Origin of the sequence: Actinomadura sp. DC4, from assembly GCF_030406325.1 — a bacterium.
In the GTDB taxonomy this organism is placed as follows: Bacteria; Actinomycetota; Actinomycetes; order Streptosporangiales; family Streptosporangiaceae; genus Actinoallomurus.
This window is the reverse complement of sequence record NZ_JAUEQY010000059.1, coordinates 1-20729: the sequence shown is the minus strand read 5'-3', so window position 1 is coordinate 20729 and position 20729 is coordinate 1. Positions and strand designations below refer to the sequence as shown.

Genomic DNA, 20729 nt, shown 5'->3' with positions numbered 1-20729 from the left:
TAACAACACGGCCGACCATCATGCCGCGGCGACCGCGCCCCCGCACCACACTTCCGACGCAATCAGCCGAGCGTCACGCGGTGGGGCGCCGTCACGGGCGGTCACAGCTCTCACCTGCATGGATGTACTTTTCGGCAGGCGCAACCCGCTACTACTCCTTCGGCGACCAGACCATCGCCTCCCGCACGACGACGGGCCTGACCTGGCTGATCTCCGACCAGCACGGCACCGCCGAAGCGTCGGTCGGCGGAGACGCGGCCCAAGCGGTCAACCACCGCCGGTTCACCCCGTACGGACAAGCCCGCGGCACCCAGCCGACGACATGGCAGGGAACCCGCGGATTCGTCGGCGGCACCATCGACACCGCCCTCGGCGGCCTGACCCAACTCGGCGCGCGGGAGTACGACCCGGGAACGGGCCGCTTCCTGTCAGTCGACCCGGTCTTCGACGGATCGGACCCACAATCGCTGAACGGCTACTCCTACGCCAACGACAACCCGACGACCGACTCCGACCCCAGCGGTCTTATGACCGACTGCCCACTCGGCGCGGGCGGTTGCGGACTAACCGGGCGGACCGGCGGAGGTTCCGGAAAAGGCCCGTGCGACATCGTCGACTGCTCGCGTATTCCCCCACCCGCCCCCCGTCATCACTGCGGCTGGACCTGCAGCGTCGGCAACTTCTGGGAAAACACAAAGCCGTCATCGTTAACGTCACCGTCACCATCGTCGTCACCGCAGGATGCGAAGCGGTGACTGTAGGAACCGGCAGCCTCGGCTGTGCGGTGATCGGCGGCATCGCCGGCAACTACGCCGGCTACTCGGTCGAGACCCCGCCGGATCAACAGACGCTGGGCGGGTCGGCCAAGGCGTCCGTAATGGGCGCGATCCAGGGTGCCGCGAGCTGGGCCATCGCCAGGGGTAGCGGGAAGCTGCTCGGCAAAGTCGGCTCCACGGTCGGCGGTCGGCTGGCGAGTAAGTTGGCAGCCAAGGCCGGCAGTGACGGCGAAAGCGCCGTGGCCAAACTCGCCAGTAAGGCCGCAGGCGGCGGAGAAGACGCCGGAGAAGGTGCCGTCGCGGGCGGAGGTAAGGCGGGCGCGAAGAGTAGCGCGCCAAATGAGTCAGAGCCAGCATCGGCCGGCTCGGATGGAGAGAAGGGACTTCACGTCGCACTCGGGCGGAACAACCCACTCGTTGAGATGGAATTCGGTGGAGTAAAGACTCCTCCTATCTATTGGAAGGACTCGCTCCGCGAGTTCGCACATGAAAGGAACGCGCTTACTCAGCATGACAGTGAGTTCAATGACCTTAAGGGCCTGGGGCCTTCTGAGTATGCGCGTGCGATAGTAGATCGCGCCGTCACTTCGGGTGGTCGGATCAGCTTCAGTCTCCGTGGCGTCGATGCGAAGTCGATCTTGGGTGGCGAGGATGGAGGGTATACTGCCCACGAGCTACGGTACATTTGTGGACACTCTGTGGCGTTGTCGATCACTACTTTCTTCCACGGATCGGCGCCGTGTTGACTAATCATGGAGCAGGAATCTCGTGAGTGGATCGTTGTCCTTCGCGGTTGGATCAGACGGTGTTATTTCGGTCAACGACGATGCTGTATATGCTGGCCCTTGTCTGCTGGCATTGGCGAGCGGTCTATCAGTAATGGCTGGTCCCGGTGTCCCGGCTGGTGTCGCGATAGAGAAACTGCGACCGCTCGATATCGACGGCAATCCGTCAGAGATCGGTCGTGCACTCAGCGACAGTTTTGAACGCGTGGGAAGGGCCCTGTATGATTTGATCGAGTCTGAACCGTTGTTGCACGGAATGGCCACTTCACTTACGGCGATATTGCGACACGGGTGTAATATCGCCATCTCTCATATTGGGGATTCACGCGCCTATATCTTGCGCGAGTATCGACTGTCCCAGCTTACCCAGGAACACACTGTTGCGCGGAAGCTCTTGGATGAGGGCAAAATAACACATGCTGATCTGGTGTCCGATCCGCGAGCCTCCTGGCTGACACGGGTTATCGATGGCAGTGGTGAAGTAAGAGTCGATCTGGAGATTCGTCGAGCAGAACCGGGCGATCGATATCTGCTGTGTTCTCGCAGCCTATGGAAATCTGTGCCTTTTGAGTCAATTGCTCACATTCTATCGAGCGAGTCCACGCCTCAGAAGGCTGTTGATGTACTTATTCGAACGGCGCGACAACGCGACTCACGGAATACGGTTACCTGTGTCGTCGCTGATTTCGTCGTAGGCGGTAACGCGCCACCAAGGGAACCTGTAACCGCTGGCGCCGCGCTTAAGCAAGTTATGTGGCCGCACATTTCTTCCTAGACCTGTGGGTGCCGATAACCTCATCCGCCCTACGCGGGGGCAATCCATGTTAACGGCTCTGTCGCTCTTTCGGATCTGGGGGTCAGCCGGGGGTCACTGCGCTCCTGGGTGCTGGCCGCGCGTAGGCGTCAGGCTGGTGGTGGTGCCGGCGGTGCTGCGCTGGCACCGCGACCTGATCAGGAGACGGCACGCCGCCAGGTCCAGACCCAAGCGGCCGGGCCGGCCGCCGACGGTGCGTTCCATCCGTGTCTTGGTGTTGCGCCTGGTCCGGGAGAACCCCGGGTGGGGGTATCGCCGCGTGCACGGTGAACTGCTCGTTCTCGGGGTGAAGGTCGCTGCCTCAACCGTGTGGGAGATCCTCAAGGACGCCGGGATCAATCCCGCACCTGAGCGCGTCTCCAGCACGTGGGCCAGTTTCCTGCGCTCCCAGGCCGAGGCCCTGCTGGCGTGTGACTTCTTCGAAACGGTCACGCTGTGCGGAGCGCGCATGTATGTCCTGGCGGTGGTCGAGCATCACTCGCGACGGATTCGCGTCCTGGGCGCCACCGCGCACCCGACCGCCACGTGGGTGATCCAAGCCGCCCGGAACCTGGTCATGGAACTCCACGGCGCCGGATGCCGGGCGGAATATCTGATCCGGGACCGGGACCGGGACCGGGACGGGAAGTTCCCCGACCTGTTCGATGCCATCTTGACCGACGCCGGGATCAACGTGGTGCTCACCGGTGTGCGGATGCCGAGGATGAATGCACTCATGGAGCGGTGGGTCCAGACCTGTCGGCGTGAGTTGCTCGACCGTACCTTGATCTGGAACCAGCACCACCTGCTACGCGCCCTGCGCGAGTTCGAAGCCTTCTAACGAACACCGACCCCATCGCAGCTTGACCGGCGCACCGCTACGGCCGGCGCCCGAGCCGCTCACCGAACCAAGCCAACTCGAACAGCTCGCCATCATCCGACGGGACCGGCTCGGCGGCGTCCTCCACGAGTACCAACACGCTGCCGCTGCATGACCTGCACGGACGTAATAATCGGCACCAGCAGGGTCACCCGAGGTCGGCACCTTCTGGATGCGGAGTTTCCGTACAGCGCCCGCTTCGCGCGCCACCTGAAGTTGGAGCTGTTTGCGGCCGGCCGGAGTTGTGAAGACCACTTCGTTTGTCCAGTCCCATGCGTCGTCGTCATCAGTGACGACTTCTTCGAAAACCCTGTAGATATAACGTGATGGGTGTCCTTGGTCCCCTGACCGGGGGTATCTCTCCAGGGGTGGAAATGATCTTGGTGGGTAGATCAAGAGCCGGGTAGATCATCCATCGAATTCGGGGGGATTTGAAGCCATGACCGTGGTCAAGGGGAATGAGGGTGTCGGCCAGATAGCGTCCGGTGTTGGGGGATCGGCCGGACGCTGGAATCTGGTCGGGATGTGCCGATCCGGGATCTGCTGAGCGATGAGGTGCTGGACCTGCTGCTGGAGCGGTCGAAGGATGAGGCCGGGCAGTTGCGGTTGACCGGTGAGGACTCGATGCTCGGGCAGTTGGTCAAGGCGGTGCTGGAGCGCGCTTTGGAGGGCGAGCTGACCGCGCACCTGGGCTATGACAAGCACGATGTGTCGGGGAACAACTCCGGCAACAGCCGCAACGGCTGGGGTAAGGGTAAGACGGTGCAGACCGGGGTCGGGCCGGTGCGGATCGTGGTGCCAAGGGATCGGGCGGGCTCGTTCGAGCCGGTGCTGGTGCCCAAGCGGGCCGGGCGGATCGCCGGTGGCCTGGATGACATGATCATCAGCCTGTACGCGCACGGCATGAGCGTGCGCGACATCCTGCACCACCTCAAACAGGTTTATGGCACCGACCTGTCGCACGAACAGATCTCGCGTATCACCGACCAGGTGATGGAGGAGGTCAAGTGCTGGCAGGCGCGTCCGCTCGATCCGACGTATGCGGTGGTGTTCCTGGACGCCATCGTGGTGAAGGTGCGCGACAACAACGTCGTGCAGAACAAGCCCGCCTACATCTGCGTGGGTGTCGATACCGACGGAGAAAAGCACGTGCTGGGCATCTGGCTGGCGCGCACCCCGCTGGAGTCGGCGACCGCCGGGGAGAGCGCGCGGTTTTGGGCCTCGGTGATGGCCGACCTGCGCAACCGCGGGGTCCGCGACATCCTGATCGCCTGCTGCGATGGCCTCAAGGGGTTCGAGGACGCCATCAACGCGGCGTTTCCGGCCACGGTCGTACAGACATGTGTGGTCCACCTCATCAGAAATGCACTGCGGCCGGTCGCGCGCCGTGACGCCGGCGCGGTCGCCAAGGAACTGAAGAAGGTCTACACCGCGGTGGACGCCGACGCCGCGCTGGAGGCCCTGGCCACCTTCGCCGACACCGACCTGGGCCGCAAGTACCCCCAAGCCGTCAGGGCGTTCGAGGACGCCTGGGACCGCTTCACGCCCTACTTCGCCTTCACCGGCCCGGTCCGCAAGCTGCTCTACACCACCAACGGCATCGAGTCGCTGAACTACCAGCTGCGCAAGGTCACCAAAGCCCGCGGGCACTTCCCGACCGACGACGCCGTGGTCAAACTGCTGTGGCTGGCCATCATCAACATCGAGGACAAACGCGCCCGCGAACGCGCCGCCAAACGAGACAACGGCGACAAACACGCCTTCCAGCCCACACGGCTCGTCGAAGGACAACGCGTCGCCGGATGGCGCGAAGCACTCAACGAACTCGCCATCGCCTATCCAGGACGCATCAGGTAAAGCAGATCTAGCCTTCTACCTGCGAGATCTTTCCACACCTGAAGTTACAAGCTCCAAGACCGCCAGGCGAGTAGGGTCTGTCCAGTTAACGGTGTAACTCGATCTTGCAGGTTCTAGTTGCGGGCGGCGGCCAGGCGGCCTTCGAAGGTGATCTCGAAGGCGTTCAACGCGGCTTTCCAGCGGCTGATCCAGCGTTTGCGGCCTTTGCCGGTGGGGTCCAGGCTCATGACCGCCAGGTAGACGCACTTGAGCGCGGCTTGTTCGTTGGGGAAGTGGCCGCGGGCTTTGACCGCCCGGCGGATCCGGGCGTTCACGCTCTCGATGGCGTTGGTGGAGCAGACGACCTTGCGGATCTCGGGGTCGAACTGCAGGAACGGGACGAACTCGGCCCAGGCGTTCTCCCATAGCCGCACGATCGCCGGATACTTGGGGCCCCATTCTTCGGCGAAGTCTCCCCACCGTTCCATCGCGGCGGCCTCGGTCGGTGCGGTGTAGACGGGCTTGAGGACCTTGGCGATCTTGTCCCAGTCCTGCCGGGCGGCATACCGGAAGCTGTTGCGCAGCAGGTGAACGATGCAGGTCTGCACCAGCGCCTGCGGCCAGACGTGCGCGACCGCGTCCGGCAGGCCAGAAAGTCCGTCGCAGACGACCATGCACACGTCCGCGACGCCGCGATTCTTCAGTTCCGTCAGCACCTGCAGCCAGTACTTGGCGCCCTCGCCACCGTCACCGGCCCACAAACCGAGGATGTCGCGGGTGCCATCGACGGTGACCGCCAGCGCGACATAGATCGGCCGGTTGGCGACCTGACCGTCCCGGATCTTCACGTGGATGGCGTCCAGGAAGATCACCGGGTAGACGGCGTCGAGCGGGCGGTTCTGCCATTCGGTCATACCGTCGATGACCTTGTCGGTGATGGTGGAGATGGTCTGCTTGGACACGTTCGCGCCATAGACCTCAGCCAGGTGCGCGGAGATTTCCCCGTGGGTAAGGCCCTTGGCGCTCAGCGACAGCACTATCTCATCAACCCCGGTCAACCTGCGCTGCCGCTTCTTGACCAGCTGCGGCTCGAAGCTGCCGGCCCGGTCGCGGGGAACGGTGATCTCGACCGGCCCGACATCGGTGGTCACCGTTTTGGACCGGTGCCCGTTCCGGGAGTTCCCGCTGTCCTTGCCGGCCGGATCGTGCTTGTCATAGCCGAGGTGATCGGTGATCTCACCTTCCAGCGCCGACTCCAGCACCCGCTTGGTCAGCTGCTGCAACAGCCCGCCCTCACCGACCAGATCCAGGCCCTTCTCACGAGCCTGGGCCACCAGCTGCCCGATCAGATCCTCGGCAGGATCGCCGCCCTGAGCCCTCTTGCCGGCCTTCGCCACCGCGGCGTCCGCCTTCGCTTCAGTTGTCGTCATCAGGTGTAACTCCTTGATCAGGAGTTACACCGAAAACCGTACAGTCCCGTCGAGTACTACGTCCGTCGCCGCATTGCGCGAGGCTGTGCAGTGTCGCGGTGGTAGATCCCAAGGCGGAGGCGCAGAACATCCGCTCATGCCGCTGACCGCGCGCCGAATGCTGATATCAAGCAGAGTGCTCGTGCCGATGAGAAGACTGGTGTGGGCTGGTCGGCGAGGGTCATCGTCACTGTCTCGATCGTCCTATCTCGCCCTGCTTCGCATCAAAGGACTCATTCGTCCCATGTCTCACAGCAGTCTGACAGAGAGGGGTGTGATGGAGCGCATCAGCGCGTCCAGTTCGCGGGCGGGGCTGATGTGTTTGCTGTAGAGGGGGCTGCAGGGCGTGGTCGCCAGTTGCATCGCGAGGGCGAGCAGGTCCGGTGCTGGGGTGTGGGCGCGGTGGGTCTCGGCGAGGCGGGTGAAGTCGTTCATGATGCCGAGGACGCTGCGGTTGGCGGTTTTGGCGAGGCGGTGGTCGTGCATCTGTCGTAGTTCTGCGCGGATGATCGCTTCTGGGGTTCGGTGCGCGGCGAGCACGGCGGCGAGTTGCTGCGGGAATCTGGTCAGCAGGGTCGCGGCGGGGGCGAGTGGCATGAGGACGGGTAGCAGCGTTGGTTCGTTGACGAAGAGTGCGACCTGGGGCTTCCAGAACAGGGCGGTGGCGTACCACTGGCCGAGCAGGGTGGTGGACTGTTCGTCGTCGTCCAGGTTGGGCGGGCCGATGCGGTCGAGCAGCCTTTTGGTCGCGCGCACGATGAGCACCTGCCCATCTTGTCGCCCGAGCCGGCCTGATGGCCGTCGGTGGGCCGGGCGGGTTTGGTGACCCTCATCGAGCCCCGGATCCGCCCCGCGAGCAAACAACGAGCAAGCAGAGATCAACAACCACCATGCGGGCGCCCCCCTGCGGAACATATCCGCAGGTCAGTGCGCCGCTGGAGTGGTAGGGCGCCCGGGGCTCGAACCCGGAACCTATGGATTAAAAGTCCACAGCTCTGCCAATTGAGCTAACGCCCCGCTGGCATGAGGGTACCGGAGGGGGCCGGGCGGCGTGATCCTGTATACCGGCCCGCCGCTGTCACCCGCGCCACACTCGGAGCGCCCGGCATCATAGGGGTGATCATCGCGTTCACAAGGAGGTCGCATGGCCGTCGTCGCGCGTCTGTTCGCGGTCACCATCGACTGTCCCGAGCCGGTTGAGCTCGCGGGCTTCTACCAGACCTTCGCAGGTGGCGACGTCGTGCTCAGCGCCAACGAGGACTTCGCCGCCCTCACCACCGGCACCGTACGTCTCGACTTCCAGCGGGTCACGAACCCGGCGGCTCCCTGGCCGGACGGCGAAGCGCCCAGGCGCGTACATCTCGACTTCGCCGTCGACGATCTCGACGCCGCCGAAGCCCACATGCGGGAGCAGGGCGCCGTCCTGGCGGACCACCAGCCCGGCGGCCGGCGGTTCCGGGTCTGGTTCGACCCTGCCGGGCATCCCTTCTGCCTTGTCGACGCGGTCACCCAGGACCTGTGATGATCCGGCCCATGCGCGCGGCGGACGCGGCCCGCGTCCTGGCCATCTACCAGGCCGGGATCGACGGCGGGCAGGCGAGCTTCGAGACGGAGGCGCCCACCTGGGAGGAGTTCGACGCCGCCAAGCTCGCCCTCCACCGCCACGTCGCGGTCGTGGACGATGACATCAAAGGCTGGGTCGCGGCCAGTGCCACCTCCAGTCGCTGCGCGTACCGCGGCGTCGTCGAGCATTCCGTCTACGTCGACCCGGACGCGCACCACCGAGGGATTGGCGGGGCGCTGCTCCAGGCGCTCATCGACTCCACCGAGGCGGAAGGCATCTGGACGATCCAGTCGGGCATCTTTCCCGAGAACACCGCCAGCCTGCGGCTGCACGAGCGGGCCGGGTTCCGGATCGTCGGCACCCGCACGCGCGTCGGGCGGCATCACGGGCGCTGGCGGGACGTCGTCCTCGTCGAGCGCCGGAGCACGGTCGTCGGCGGAGACTAGGCCTCTCGCGGGTGGGCCGTCAGTGCGTACACCAGCAGCACGCACATCCCGATCACCAGTACCGACCACACCGGGAACGCCCGCAGGAAGGCCAGTTGCCCGACGGCGGCCAGCACCGCCATGGCCACGCCGGCCGGGCGGGCCCACGGCCGGCCCGCGAGGATGCCCGCGCCGACGGCGAGCTGGGCCAGGCCGAGGAACAGCCAGATCCAGCCCCAGGCGGCGAAGTTGAAGACGAGGATGTCCTGCGAGGTCACCAGGAAGTAGTCGTTCCTGAAGAGCGCGACCAAGCCGTCGATCACGTTGAAGATGCCCACCACGAATGCCACGATCCCCGCGAACGACAACCACCCGGTGGTCTGCGGGATGCGCGATGCCGTCATGCTCGACCTCCCCTGACACACAAGGACACAGGCATACGGAACATCCCCGGAAAAGGCCGCTCGCCAACCCCTGACCAGGACATATGGCCAGAAAATTAGCGATAGGCGGAAATGCCGGTGATGGCCTCGCCCAGTACCAGGGTGTGGATCTCCTGCGTGCCCTCGTACGTCAGCACCGACTCGAGGTTCGTCATGTGCCGGATCACCGGGTACTCCAGCGTGACGCCGTTCGCGCCCAGCACCGAGCGGGCCGAGCGCGCCACGTCGAGCGCCGCGCGTACGTTGGCGAGCTTGCCGAACGACACCTGCTGCGGCGTGACCTCCCCGGCCTCCTTCAGCCGCCCGACGCGCAGCGCGACCAGGCCCGCCTGGCCCAGCGCGACCTCCATCCAGGCGAGCTTCTCCTGGGTGAGCTGGAACCCCGCGATCGGCTTGCCGAACTGCTCCCGCGACTTGGCGTACTCCACCGCCGCCGAATAACACGCACGCCCGGCCCCGACGACGCCCCAGACGATGCCGTACCGCGCCTCCGAGAGACACCCCAGCGGCCCGCGCAGCCCCCGCGCCTCCGGCAGCATCGCCGACGACGGTAGCCGTACGTCGTCGAAAGACAGTTCCGAGGTCACCGAGGCGCGCAGCGACAGCTTCTTGTGGATGTCACGCGTGGAGAAGCCCTTCGTGTCGCGAGGCACGAGGAAGCCCCGGATGCCGTCGTCCGTACGGGCCCACACGACGGCGACGTCGGAGACCGAGCCGTTCGTGATCCACATCTTCGAGCCGTTCAGCACCCAGTCCGAACCCTCGCGCTTGGCGTGCGTGCCCATGTTCGCCGGGTCCGAGCCGTGGTCGGGCTCGGTCAGGCCGAAGCAGCCGATCGCCTGGCCGGCGGCCATCCGCGGCAGCCACTCCTGCTTCTGCTCCTCCGAGCCGTACTTGTGGATCGCCGACATCGCGAGCGAACCCTGGACGGACACGAAGCTGCGCAGCCCGGAGTCGGCCGCCTCCAGCTCGCGGCAGGCGATGCCGTACGAGACCGCGCCCGCGCCCGGGCAGCCGTATCCGGTCAGGTGCATGCCCAGGAAGCCCAGTTCGCCCAGTTCGGGAGCGAGCTCGCGGACCGGGAACGTGCCCTCCTCGAACCAGTCGGCCACGTGCGGTTCGATCCGATCGGCGGCATATCGGCGGGCCGTATCCCGGACCAGGCGCTCCTCGTCGGTGAACTGGTCGTCGATGCGCAGCAGATCCATGCAAGACCTCCCAGGGGGTTCGAACCACAGCGTACGTTGGGATCCATGGCCCCCCATGATCTGGTCCGGCTACTGACCGACAAGGGCGTGCTCACCGATCAGCGGGTGGCCGGGGCGATGGCCACGGTGCCACGTGAGCTCTTCGTCCCGGAGGACCGCCGCGCCGAGGCGTACACCGACACCGTCCTGGTCACCAAGTGGGACGAAACGGGTGTGGCGATCAGCTCGGCCAGCCAGCCCGCGATGGTCGCGATCATGCTCGAGCAGCTACGCCTGGCCGGCGGTCACTCGGTGCTCGAGATCGGCGCCGGCACCGGCTACAACGCCGCGCTGCTCGGCCGGCTCGCCGACCGGGTGGTCACCGTCGACATCGACGAGGAGATCGCGCGGCAGGCACGAGAGCGGCTGGCCGGCGTCGGCAACGTGGAGGTACGCGTCGGCGACGGCTGGGCCGGTGCGCCCGACCGCGCGCCGTACGACCGGATCGAGCTCACGATCGGCACGTCGGACATCTCGGCGGCCTGGCGGGACCAGCTCGCCGACGGAGGCCTGCTCGTCCTCCCGCTGTGGCTGCGCGTCGGAGTGCAACTGTCGGTGGCGTTCCGGCGCGACGGCGAGGTGCTGCGGGGGGAGAGCGTGCGCGACTGCGGGTTCCAGCGGCTGCGCGGCCCGCACAGCGGGCCGGAGGGGTTCGCCGCGATCGGCGGGGGAGAGTTCGTCGTCCTCGACGACGCCTCGGAGGCCGGGCCGCTGCGCACCCTGTTGCGCCGTACGCCGCGGGAGGAACGCGCGCCCTTGATCGATCCGTCCGTTTTCGCCCGGCTCGCCCTGGACGAACCCCGTACGCTCGCGATCTCCGATCTGTCCGGGGGACTCCGGCCCGGCCTGTACGACGCGGGCAGCGCCGTCGTGATCGACGGCGACCGCATGCTGACGTACGGCTCGCCGACCTCGCGCGACCGGCTCATCTACGGGCTGGGCACCGCCCGGCCGCTCGACCGGTCGCGGCTGCGGGTCACCGCGTCGTTCGGCACGCCCCCGCCGCCGTCTCAGGGTTGGCGGTTCGTACGGCCGTCCTGCGTCGTGGATGTGGCCGAGGGGTGATCGGGGGTCTCTCAGGGATGGATCAGGGCAAGCCCCCATGGCGGCGGCCGCGCCGGACGGGCACGATCGAGACATGAACGAAGACGCGATGAACGAGCCCGCCGACACCCCCCACCCGAACCGCCTCACCCGCACCCGCTCCGGGCGCATGATCACCGGCGTCTGCTCCGGCGCCGCCGCCTACTTCAACGTCGACCCCACGCTCGTACGGATCGTGGTCGCGGTCCTGACCGTCCTCACCAGTGGCGCGGGCATCCTGCTGTACGCCGCCGCGACGCTGATCATCCCCGAGGAGGGCAAGGACGTCTCGATCGCCCAGGAGCTGATCGACAAGCAGACCAACCGCAACAACTAGGCCGCCGCGCTGATCGCGCGGTCGTGCGTCGAGGCGATCACCTCGGTGCGCACCTGCGTCCAGGACATCGCGAGCATCGTCGCCACGGTCAGCCCCGCCACGCCGGCCAGGGCGACGACCGGCTCGGGTCCGAGCACCTGGGCCAGCGCGCCGCCCGCGAGGATGCCGATCCCCTGGCTGGCCAGGATGCCCGACTGGGCCAGCCCGAACGCCTGCCCCCGGCCGGACGGGGGCACGGCGGCCACGAAGGCCGCGTTGGCCGCCACCTGGTAGGCACAGCCGACCCCCGACAGCGCCCACAGCACGACCACCGCCCACAGGGGCGGACGCAGCCCGGAACCGATCAGCGGCGCGCAGGCGAGCATCGCCATCCAGCCCATCAGGCGCAGCCGGTTGTCCGGCCGGACGAACCGGCTGTACGCGAACGCCCCCACCACCATCCCGGTCGGCGTGGCCGACATCAGCAGCCCGACGATGAAGGGGCTGTCGCCGAACGTCTTCGCGTACGGTGCGGCCAGCCCCTCCGGGAGCACGTAGAAGCCGCAGAGCCACGCGAAGCACACGAGTGGCCGCAGCGTACGGTCGCCGAGCACCAGCCGCCCGCCCCGGCGTGAGATCTGCCAGAGCGACTCGCGCACCCGGCTCTCACGCCGTGGCGACGGACGCCGTCGTACGCCGGCCACCACGATGATCGCCGACAGCGCGAACGTGATGGCGTCGACGGCGAGCGCCTGGTGCGTGCCGACCGCGAAGATGATCGCGCTGCCGGCGAGGAAGCCGATCATCTGGGTGAACTGGTGGGTGATGTTGTTGATCGCCGAGCCGACGACGTACATGTCGCCCGGAAGGACCTCCGACAGCAGCGCCGCCCGCGCCGCGGAGAACGGCGTGCCCAGCAGCACGCTCAGGAAGATCAGCCCGCACAGCACGACGAACGGCACGCGCTCGATCGCCATCACCGCCAGGATCGCGGCGCGCGCCAGGTCACAGACGATCATGACGCGGCGGCGGGGGAGCAGGTCGGCCAGGACGGACAGGACCGGGCCGCCCAGGATCGGCGGGAGGTAGGTCAGGGCGTACGCGACGGCGGTCTTCAGCGGCGAGTGGGTGTTGGAGTAGACGAGGACGGCGAGTGCGACCTGGGCGAACTGGTCGCCGATGAAGGACAGGGCCTGGGCCAGCCAGATGGAACGGAACTCACCGACACCGAACACTTCGCCATAAGTGGCCTGGCGATCCAACGGCCGTCGATGTCGTCCACCCACGCGTGCTCCCCTGCCGCAGCCGCGACCCGATCGCTTTACGTGACCGGTTGGTCTCAGGGGAGTATCTCACGCTGCGTTGTGAAAGCGTGACCCTTTGTGTGCGCTCGTGTATGAAGTGGATCACCAACCGAGTTGGTGGAGCCTCTCATCGTCGATCCCGAAATGGTGAGCGATCTCGTGTACGACGGTGACACGTACCTCACGTACGAGGTCCTCCCGCGAATCGCATATTGCGAGCAAAGGACCCCTGAAGATCGTTATACGGTCGGGCAGGAAGCCCGCGTAGGTATCGCCGCGCTCGGTCAGCGGAACCCCCTCGTACAGCCCGAGAAGTGTCCCTGCCTGCGGGGGAGAATCATCCTCCACCACGATGACGACGTTCTGCATGAGCTTGGTGAGGCGGAACGGGATGGTGTCCAGCGCCTCGCCGACCAGATCCTCGAACTCCCCGCGGCTCATCTCCATCACACCGTCATTGTGCGTGGAGAGCGGCGGAAGCGAGCATAGGTACCAACGTGTTGTCCCGAGTGAAGACAGAAGTGACCCGGATCACGGCGCTGAGACGGGTCCGGCTGCCCGCGAAAATCAGCGCGGTCATCGCCGTGGGCCTGCTGGCCGGCTGGCTCGGCATGCTGTACGGCGGGCACGCGAAGACCGACATCGGCCCCGCGGACGTGACATTCTCCCTCCGCCCGTCCCTGTCCGGCGGAACCGTCATCGAGATCCCGCCGCTGGGAACGCTGCACCTCGACAGCCACGCCGGCCCCGTGCGCATCGACGCCCAGGTCACCCAGATCCACCCCGAGCCGGCGCGGAAGCTCATCGAGGACCCGTCCGCAGTGAGCCATCTCACATCGACCGTCGGCGCGGACATCCGGCACGGCTTCATCGTCATGATCGCCCGAGCCGTACTGGTCGGGCTGGCATGTGCCGCTGTGGCGGGTTTCCTGGTGTTCCGTAGCTGGAAGCGGTGTCTGTGGTCCGTGGTCGCGGCGTTCAACGGAATGCTGCTCGTGGGCGCCGTGGGAGCCCTCACCTTCAACCCGCAGTCGGTCGCGGAACCCCGCTTCACCGGCATTCTCGTCGGCGCCCCTCAGGTCGTCGGCGACGCGAAGTCCATCGTGTCCCGTTTCGGGGCGTACCGGGCACAGCTGGCCCAGCTCATCGGCAACGTCTCGCGGCTGTATGACGTGACCTCGACGCTGCCGACGTACGAGCCCGACCCGACCACCATCCGCGTGCTCCACGTCTCCGACATCCACCTCAACCCGGTGGCGTGGAGCGTGATCCAGCAGGTGACCAAGCAGTTCAGCGTCCAGATGGTGATCGACACCGGCGACCTCACCGACCACGGCTCCTCGGCGGAGGAGAAGTTCGCCAACGACATCTCCAAGCTCAAGGTCCCGTACGTCTTCATCCGCGGCAACCACGACTCCGCCGACACCGAGAAATCCGTACGCCGCCAGAAGAATGCCGTCGTCCTCGACAACCAGGTCAAGGACGTTGGCGGTCTGCGGATCTTCGGCATCGGCGACCCGCGCTTCACCCCGGACAAGACCACACGAGGCGACGACGTGGACGCCCGCGAGATGCTCGCCATCGGCCACGGCGCCGCGGCCCAGATGGTCGCCTCCCGAGACGCGCCGGACGTGGTGCTGGTCCACGACCCGGCCGAGGGTCAGGCGTTCGACGGCACCGCCCCACTCGTACTCAGCGGACACATGCACCAGCGCTCGACCCGCCTGCTGGCCTCGGGAACCCGCCTGTTCATCCAGGGCTCCACCGGAGGCGCCGGCATGCGGGGCCTGGAACACGAGGAACCCACGCCCTTCGAGATGTCGGTGCTCTACTTCAACCGCACCAGCCACCGGTTGCAGGGCTGGGACGACATCCGCCTGGGCGGCCTGGGCCTGACGTCGGCCCAGATCGAACGCACCCTGGAACATGACCCTGACCGGCCCATCGGCCCCCTGCCACCGGTCACTCCGACCCCGAGCGTGACGGCGACTCCGTCGTCGAGCAACGCGGGTCGTCCGGGGTGAGTGGGAATCACTTTGGTGGTTGGGGTGGTTCTCCCCTATGCTTACGGAGTCCCCGACGGCAGGCGCTAAGGGCAACACGGCGGCCACCGCCGTCGCGTCCCCATCGTCTAGCGGCCTAGGACTCCGCCCTTTCAAGGCGGCAGCGCGGGTTCGAATCCCGTTGGGGGCACGATACCCTTCGGGGTAGCAAGAAAGAGCAAGGTCCTGTGGAGCAGCTAGGAGTGCTCGCCACCCTGTCAAGGTGGAGGCCGCGGGTTCAAATCCCGTCAGGACCGCTGAGGCGCCTTCGGGCGCCGCGCGGGCAGGTAGCTCAGTCGGTACGAGCGTCCGCCTGAAAAGCGGAAGGTCGGCGGTTCGACCCCGCCCCTGCCCACCGTCCAAGATCTTGGAAAACAGCGCCCGACCTGCATAGACAGGGTAGGGCGCTGTTCGCGTTGTGTCCGGCTATGTTCGGCCGTCACCGGGTGGCGGCGGGTGGCTGTGCCAAATACGTGCCGAACTTTCAGGCCCATTGAGCTGCCTTGACGCGTCGCCGTAGGGGTTTTCGTCGTGGCCATGTGGTTGGACAGGCGCAACACCGCAAAGGCCGCGGCCTGCCCGGATGAGTACGTTCTCTACGTGTTCAAGGTGGCCCGAAGACGGGCCACAAGCGCCGCCAATTCGGCGCCCGCCCTGCGCTCCGCTCCCGCTCCGGGCAGGCTCGGCAGCCGGTTGGCCGGCGCGGATTCCCTTGGTCCTTCCGGGCCGCACTTAGCAGCACATCCGTGCTGCACAAGGTGGCGAGCCAAGTGACTGGTCGCCGACGTTCATGCCGTTGGCCGACCCTCGACTTGCACGGGGAGCCCCTCCTGCAACCTTGCCAACCAGTTTCCGGCACCCCTCCCGGTGACGAACGGCCCGTCAGCGACGCCGCCCGCCGCGGCGTTCGGAAAGGCCCGCCGAGTCCAGCGCGTCCTGGGGCGAGTTAGAGCACCGCCCCCGCTGGTCAGTGGCATGGAGTCTTGCTGTGTCTGGCGTGCTCGACAGCGCCGCACTATCCACGCCACAGCAGCCAGCGATCATGCATCGTCGCAGGTCGGCGGATGCTGCGGATTTCTGCGGCATTGTGCCACGGACCGCCCAGGATCCGACGCCCCGTGCTGGCCTGCCCCTGAGGGGTTTTACGGATTCTGCGGATTATGCGGCGCCAAGGGGACGGTGAGGTGGGATCCCCTCGGTGATGGCCACCGCCGTGTATGGTAAGGATGCTCCATGAGGTGTCCGGGGAGGGCATATCGAGCGCGAGGCGCCGGGTTCCTCGCTAGATGTTCGCAGCGGTCAGCTCAATCACGGGGATTGGGCGCCCAATCGCGGGATTGGGTGATTGTGTCCCTGGCCGGAAAGCTCTAGCCCTGATCAGGGCGTAAGTCGGGCGTAGAAGCCCCCCACACTGTTGCGCGGGGTGGTGTTGCGAGCCCCAACGCGGAGAAAGAACGTCGGCATGTGCAGTGGCCACCGACGGTGATCTTATGCGTGGACCTCTGGTGGTCTACGGTCATACGGCCTGACCAGTAGTTCGGCCGGCGCCGCCTCATGGGCGGGCCATCCTCTCGTTGCCTGCATCGCGCTGAGCGTCGCGATCATTCATGTCGGTCTCATCACGGTGGTCGCCGTGACGGCGATTCGTAAGAAGACCGCTCCCACGCGCCGGGCGGCAGCGCTCGAAGTACTCCGGATTCTGACTGGGCAGGTTCACCCTCCGGTCGCAGAGCCAGCCGCGGGCACCTCTGACCCGACGGCCTCTGGACAGGGCCAAGGGGGACAGCAGTAGTGATCCGGATATGTCGCGCGCGCGAGCCGCCCTAGAGTCTCGCAAGCCCCTCATTTCGTTGGGGGGCTTAATCATTGCCTACGGGTATACAGTCTGATGTGACGCTGAAATGTGTGACACCGAGGTCCTGAGACAGTCTCTGGGGCGCGCGGACATCGGAGGATTCAAAAGGTGCGGGCATTTAGAAGGTTCTGAGCGCTTGGTTATGCGAATACGTGCCGAAGGCCGGGACTCTGGATCTTGGGTGGCGCGCTTTTGAGCAGGTCATAGATCTGCATGCTCTCCAGAGCGTTATTCATTGAAAGCGGAAGGTCGGCGGTTCGACCCCGCCCCTGCCCACCATCTGAGACTAGCGAAAACAGCGCCCGACCTGCATAGACAGGGTCGGGCGCTGTTTGTCGTGTGTCCGGCGGTCGGCGGATGACTGTGCCAAATACGTGCCGAAGTTTCGCCGGGGGAGCAGCCTCGATGCGGTGCTTAGGGACTCGTGTCACTGCGCCAAGCGCAACGATGTCGAAGCGCCCTCTGCCGGCTAGAGGCTTGCTCTGCGTCTTCGACAGTGTCGCGCGGGCCGTTGGCGGCCGAACGGTCCTCGGGCCGGGCGTGCGGCCTCGGCAAGTTGTTGGCTGATCCGGCTCAACCGGTCGGCCGCGTGGCTCAGGCGCAACGCATTGAAGCCAGAGTGACGATCAACTCGCGTGTGAAGCGTTTAGCTTCCATATGGCAGTGGCCGTAAGCCGAGAGGCTCAAGTGGCCAGCCATCCGGTTCAGCGGTGTGCACGCCGCACCAACGCCACATATCGTCGCTCGGTCTCTTTCATGTGTGGGAATAACTAAGAGCGCAGGTCTTCACCAGGCTGGAGATGTCGGATAGTATCTTTGTGGATACGCATACTGTGACTACATAGGGTGACCGAAAGGAGGGAAATGTCCAGATCACCGAATGCGGAAATTCCATTCTTGGATAGCCGAGAAGAGTATTTTAATCGATTTGACGGAATTGTCGAAGAAGGCGTTTACGACCAAGAGAAGCGGCGTTTGCCGGGTGGGCTTCTCAAGAGCTACCTGCTGGAGACCGTGGGGGATGCGTCGTCGGTGGATGCTTTTGAAAGGATAATGGCGCGAAGTAACCTCGGAGTAACGCCTGTTCGAAACGATGAGCAACTGTATCGAGTAACTGATCCAGAGCGCCATGGCGTAGGTCTTATTGAGCGAGTCAGTGACCGCTACCTCGCTTTCTATACGCTTCTACCTGCGGATAAGTCGGATAGTCTAATTGGCAGGGCGGTAAATGCCAACCCCATGCTCGACCATCTCTGGCTGTCTTCTCAAAGTTTCAATGCTCTTTGGCGCCATATTCGTAATACGAATGACGGAAGGCGCTACGGCAAAATTACTTTCGAGCATGAGTCTCTCTATGCTTATGCAGACGATGAAGACGACTTGCAAAATTTCGAAGACGAGCGGCGAGCTTCTCGATTTACGATGGTAGACAAGCTTGAAGTGATCGAGGCGCAAATGGGGCCGCTGAGGGATACATACGCACCACTTGCTTCGATTACTCACTTGCGAATACCTGCGGCTTCTCATGGTGGTCATGACTTGTATCACTACGGTAAAATGACTAATAGAAGTGATTCTTTCCTTGATCATAGAGCGGCTCTTCTTAATGTAGTGGACATGTATTCTCGGCTTACGGAAACTGTGGAGAAAGAACTCTGGGCCTCTGGCTCCAGCTCAGCCGAAGAAGGTTTCGTACTTCATGGTGCTGTGGCTGAGCTCATATTTAGCCAACCGCTTGGAGAGGCAACCTTTAGGCGCTGGGTTGTAAGTCTGTTTAATAACAGAAGAAATCGATTTAGGATATCTGGTTTTCCTACATGGCTTAGCGAGAGAAAGGTGCATGCTAACGCCATAGATCAGCATCTATGGCAGCCTATAATCCTGGAGTTGACGCCCGAGCGTGTAGTTGCGGTCTTGCCCAAAGGGACATGTGGCAACTCCATAAACCGTCTAGTAACTAATATTCAGCGTTTTGTTGATCCAAACGTGCGTGCATATATCGGGGATAATGACTATTCGAATCTAATCCCGCAGATCGGATCGAAGAAGGTTGGATAAGGAGTTCCGGCTCACTCACGACCCAGTATTCCAGCTAAATGCGTGCCTGTGGCTAGTCCGTAAGTCTCCTTTTGCTGTTCGGGCTCAAAAGCCAGTTTTTGCAGCGGAAGGCTTCGTTCTAAGGGCGCTTGGTCAAAAATTGGGCATCGCGTCACACCTTAGGGAGGCTTTCCTTAAGGCTGGTTGGCCGGTGCGGCCACCTGAACCGGACGTGATATTTCGACACGTCGATTCAAGTGATCACCTAGTGATCGAATGCAAGGCGCATAGCTTCTCTCCTGACTCCAGCACCGCCAATCAGGGTAGGAAGCTTCTCGCAACTTGCTCTGCTCCGAGTGCGGCCGTTGGAGTCTCGGCTGATTCCTCGGCTAATGCTTTTGTTATTTACGCGGTGCCAAGTGAAGATGCGTCACAGCAATTGGCAACCCTGGATAAACTTACTCAAGAACTTGTCGAGATGGAAATTCCGTCGTCCAAGTTCGGTGTTTTAGGGCTGAGTATTGAAGACGGTGGCCTATGGGCGGAGCTTGATATTCCGAGTCTCGAAGAGGGCTCAGACCTGAAGATTATCTGTAAGCGTTCATGGATAACGGATGGGGGCGACCAAGACGCCCGCCCTATCTATCTGGTGCCCTACGATCCCACCGCGGCCGACAATCAGATCCCGCAAGAGCGTGAATACTGTGGGCGGCAGCTGACGCAAAGAATATTGACTTATGCGATGTCGGTAGTTGGCCGTGCCGAAGTCCCCGATTCGATCCGCATAATGGCGAATGATGCCTTGAAGTCAGCTACATTCGATATTTCGGACCGTTGGCAAGCGAAGGAGCTTGACAAGTTCCGTAGCAGAATAGCTCAAGAAATAGGATCCGCCTTGAACAGGGGAGAGCTGAAGGGTAAAGTTGATGTCAGAAACACCTTCGTGGAAGTGACGCTCGCTTCGCTCGATGAACAGAAGATCGCCCTTGCTCTGTTGGATAAATCGCAGGATGGATACATTGCGAACCAATTGACCGGCGATCAAATGCAGGTAGTTGATGAGGGGTAGTGTATTTGTCGCCCCGGTGTCGTGAGGTCAGTGGTTCAACCCCGCCCTTGCCAACTTCGTGAGACTAGCCAAAACAGCGCCCGACCTGAATGAACAGGGTCGGGCGCTGTTTGCTGTCCGTACGATTGTGTTCAGCCGCCATGGGGTGCTGGCGGGTCGCTGTGCGAAATACGGGCGAAGTTTCAGGCCCGGAGAGCTGCCTCGATACGCCGCTTCGCGGTCTCGTCCTGGCCCTCGATGCACTTGGCGTAGACCTTCAACAGGACCGAGACACTGTGGCCCGCCCACTCGGCGACCTGTGCAGGTGGGACGCCTCCGTTGAGCCATGTGGAGACGCAAGCGTGACGGAGGTCGTAGACGCGCCGGGCGAGGGGTGAGGCGTATTCACCATTGCTGAGGGCGGCTCTGCGGGCGTTGTTCCATGCGCGCCGGTAGGTGATCGTGGCCAGTTCGCCGCCGCGTATGCCGGCGAATAGGCGTCCTTCCGGGCCGGGGTCGAACACTGTCATGTGCCAGCGCAGGAGCTTGGTCAGCGGTGGTGCCGTAGGGACTCGGCGCCATTCGCCTTCGGGGCGTGCCTTGAGCTGGCGCTGTTCGCGGCGGGTGCCGTCGTCGGTCCATTCGGCACCGACTTCGGGGGAGGCGGTGCAGAAGCCGAGTTCGCCCCAGCCGTCGGTGTGGACCGCCCCGGCGATCTTGGAGGCTAGATCGCTTGGATACGTGAAGTTATCTTAGTGGATTCCTGTGACTTATAGAACGATTCCTCGAACTCTTTGGGAGGAATTCCGCCGCAGTACGAGTGGAG

The 20729-nt window shown here is 64.3% G+C and carries 19 protein-coding genes and 4 tRNA genes; 15 read left to right on the top strand and 8 right to left on the bottom strand.

Features of this window, described 5'->3' with window-relative positions; all coding sequences use genetic code 11:
* The 5 genes from QWU11_RS46390 to QWU11_RS46370 all read left to right on the top strand — a co-directional run.
* The coding region (locus QWU11_RS46390) for an RHS repeat-associated core domain-containing protein (protein ID WP_290121005.1) at positions 1 to 755 on the top strand (755 nt) is incomplete at its 5' end.
* 29 nt (positions 756 to 784) lie between these two features.
* Positions 785 to 1522 carry a hypothetical protein gene (locus QWU11_RS46385; RefSeq protein WP_290121004.1) on the top strand — a complete coding sequence of 246 codons (738 nt, stop codon included), beginning with the start codon at positions 785 to 787 and terminating at the stop codon, positions 1520 to 1522.
* Between the two features lie 22 nt (positions 1523 to 1544).
* Positions 1545 to 2336, top strand: a complete 792-nt coding sequence (locus tag QWU11_RS46380; protein ID WP_290121003.1) for a PP2C family serine/threonine-protein phosphatase — start codon at positions 1545 to 1547, stop codon at positions 2334 to 2336.
* A gap of 142 nt (positions 2337 to 2478) precedes the next feature.
* Complete coding sequence (locus QWU11_RS46375; RefSeq protein ID WP_290121002.1) at positions 2479 to 3195, top strand: hypothetical protein; 717 nt, start codon at positions 2479 to 2481, stop codon at positions 3193 to 3195.
* A gap of 534 nt (positions 3196 to 3729) precedes the next feature.
* Complete coding sequence (locus tag QWU11_RS46370; RefSeq protein WP_290121007.1) at positions 3730 to 5091, top strand: IS256 family transposase; 1362 nt, start codon at positions 3730 to 3732, stop codon at positions 5089 to 5091.
* A gap of 113 nt (positions 5092 to 5204) precedes the next feature.
* Here QWU11_RS46370 and QWU11_RS46365 read toward each other — a convergent pair whose 3' ends face one another.
* The 3 genes from QWU11_RS46365 to QWU11_RS46355 all read right to left on the bottom strand — a co-directional run bounded on the left by QWU11_RS46365 (position 5205) and on the right by QWU11_RS46355 (position 7556).
* Positions 5205 to 6500: an IS256 family transposase gene (locus QWU11_RS46365; protein WP_354670961.1), complete on the bottom strand. Its 1296-nt coding sequence runs from the start codon at positions 6498 to 6500 to the stop codon at positions 5205 to 5207.
* Between the two features lie 288 nt (positions 6501 to 6788).
* Positions 6789 to 7304, bottom strand: coding sequence for a hypothetical protein (locus QWU11_RS46360; protein ID WP_290121001.1), 516 nt, complete (start codon positions 7302 to 7304; stop codon positions 6789 to 6791).
* 176 nt (positions 7305 to 7480) lie between these two features.
* Positions 7481 to 7556 (bottom strand) — tRNA-Lys (locus QWU11_RS46355).
* Positions 7557 to 7683: 127 nt separating this feature from the next.
* Here QWU11_RS46355 and QWU11_RS46350 point away from each other — a divergent pair.
* On the top strand, positions 7684 to 8061 hold the full coding sequence (locus QWU11_RS46350; protein ID WP_290121000.1) for a VOC family protein: 378 nt from the start codon (positions 7684 to 7686) through the stop codon (positions 8059 to 8061).
* A gap of 11 nt (positions 8062 to 8072) precedes the next feature.
* Complete coding sequence (locus QWU11_RS46345) at positions 8073 to 8549, top strand: GNAT family N-acetyltransferase (protein WP_290120999.1); 477 nt, start codon at positions 8073 to 8075, stop codon at positions 8547 to 8549.
* On the opposite strand, the gene QWU11_RS46340 is transcribed toward QWU11_RS46345, so the two are convergent.
* Positions 8546 to 8932 carry a hypothetical protein gene (locus QWU11_RS46340; protein WP_290120998.1) on the bottom strand — a complete coding sequence of 129 codons (387 nt, stop codon included), beginning with the start codon at positions 8930 to 8932 and terminating at the stop codon, positions 8546 to 8548. The genes QWU11_RS46345 and QWU11_RS46340 overlap by 4 nt on opposite strands.
* Before the next feature lie 95 nt (positions 8933 to 9027).
* Positions 9028 to 10179 (bottom strand): acyl-CoA dehydrogenase family protein, encoded by a 1152-nt coding sequence (locus QWU11_RS46335; RefSeq protein WP_290120997.1) that lies wholly within the window; start codon positions 10177 to 10179, stop codon positions 9028 to 9030.
* 45 nt (positions 10180 to 10224) lie between these two features.
* Here QWU11_RS46335 and QWU11_RS46330 point away from each other — a divergent pair, with 45 nt between their 5' ends.
* The gene (locus QWU11_RS46330) at positions 10225 to 11283 is read left to right on the top strand and encodes a methyltransferase domain-containing protein (RefSeq protein WP_290120996.1); all 1059 of its coding nucleotides are present in this window, start codon (positions 10225 to 10227) and stop codon (positions 11281 to 11283) included.
* 73 nt (positions 11284 to 11356) lie between these two features.
* A complete protein-coding gene (locus QWU11_RS46325; protein WP_290120995.1) occupies positions 11357 to 11638 on the top strand; it encodes a PspC domain-containing protein in 282 nt (93 codons plus the stop codon).
* On the opposite strand, the gene QWU11_RS46320 is transcribed toward QWU11_RS46325, so the two are convergent.
* Entirely contained in the window at positions 11635 to 12852 is a 1218-nt protein-coding gene (locus tag QWU11_RS46320; RefSeq protein ID WP_290120994.1) for an MFS transporter, read from the bottom strand. The genes QWU11_RS46325 and QWU11_RS46320 overlap by 4 nt on opposite strands.
* Positions 12853 to 13023: 171 nt before the next feature.
* Positions 13024 to 13371 carry a metallopeptidase family protein gene (locus QWU11_RS46315; protein ID WP_290120993.1) on the bottom strand — a complete coding sequence of 116 codons (348 nt, stop codon included), beginning with the start codon at positions 13369 to 13371 and terminating at the stop codon, positions 13024 to 13026.
* Between the two features lie 59 nt (positions 13372 to 13430).
* On the opposite strand from QWU11_RS46315, the gene QWU11_RS46310 reads away from it, so the two are divergent.
* The 6 genes from QWU11_RS46310 (at position 13431) to QWU11_RS46285 (ending at position 19924) form a co-directional block, all read left to right on the top strand.
* Positions 13431 to 14945, top strand: coding sequence for a metallophosphoesterase (locus tag QWU11_RS46310; RefSeq protein ID WP_290120992.1), 1515 nt, complete (start codon positions 13431 to 13433; stop codon positions 14943 to 14945).
* A 96-nt stretch (positions 14946 to 15041) separates the two neighbouring features.
* A tRNA-Glu gene (locus QWU11_RS46305) sits at positions 15042 to 15114 on the top strand.
* 31 nt (positions 15115 to 15145) lie between these two features.
* Positions 15146 to 15220 (top strand) — tRNA-Asp (locus QWU11_RS46300).
* Between the two features lie 24 nt (positions 15221 to 15244).
* Positions 15245 to 15318, top strand: a tRNA-Phe gene (locus QWU11_RS46295).
* A 2364-nt stretch (positions 15319 to 17682) separates the two neighbouring features.
* Positions 17683 to 18876: a hypothetical protein gene (locus QWU11_RS46290; RefSeq protein ID WP_290120991.1), complete on the top strand. Its 1194-nt coding sequence runs from the start codon at positions 17683 to 17685 to the stop codon at positions 18874 to 18876.
* 247 nt (positions 18877 to 19123) lie between these two features.
* On the top strand, positions 19124 to 19924 hold the full coding sequence (locus QWU11_RS46285) for a hypothetical protein (protein ID WP_290120990.1): 801 nt from the start codon (positions 19124 to 19126) through the stop codon (positions 19922 to 19924).
* 182 nt (positions 19925 to 20106) lie between these two features.
* Here QWU11_RS46285 and QWU11_RS46280 read toward each other — a convergent pair whose 3' ends face one another.
* Complete coding sequence (locus QWU11_RS46280; protein ID WP_290120989.1) at positions 20107 to 20433, bottom strand: hypothetical protein; 327 nt, start codon at positions 20431 to 20433, stop codon at positions 20107 to 20109.
* Positions 20434 to 20729 lie beyond the last annotated feature (296 nt).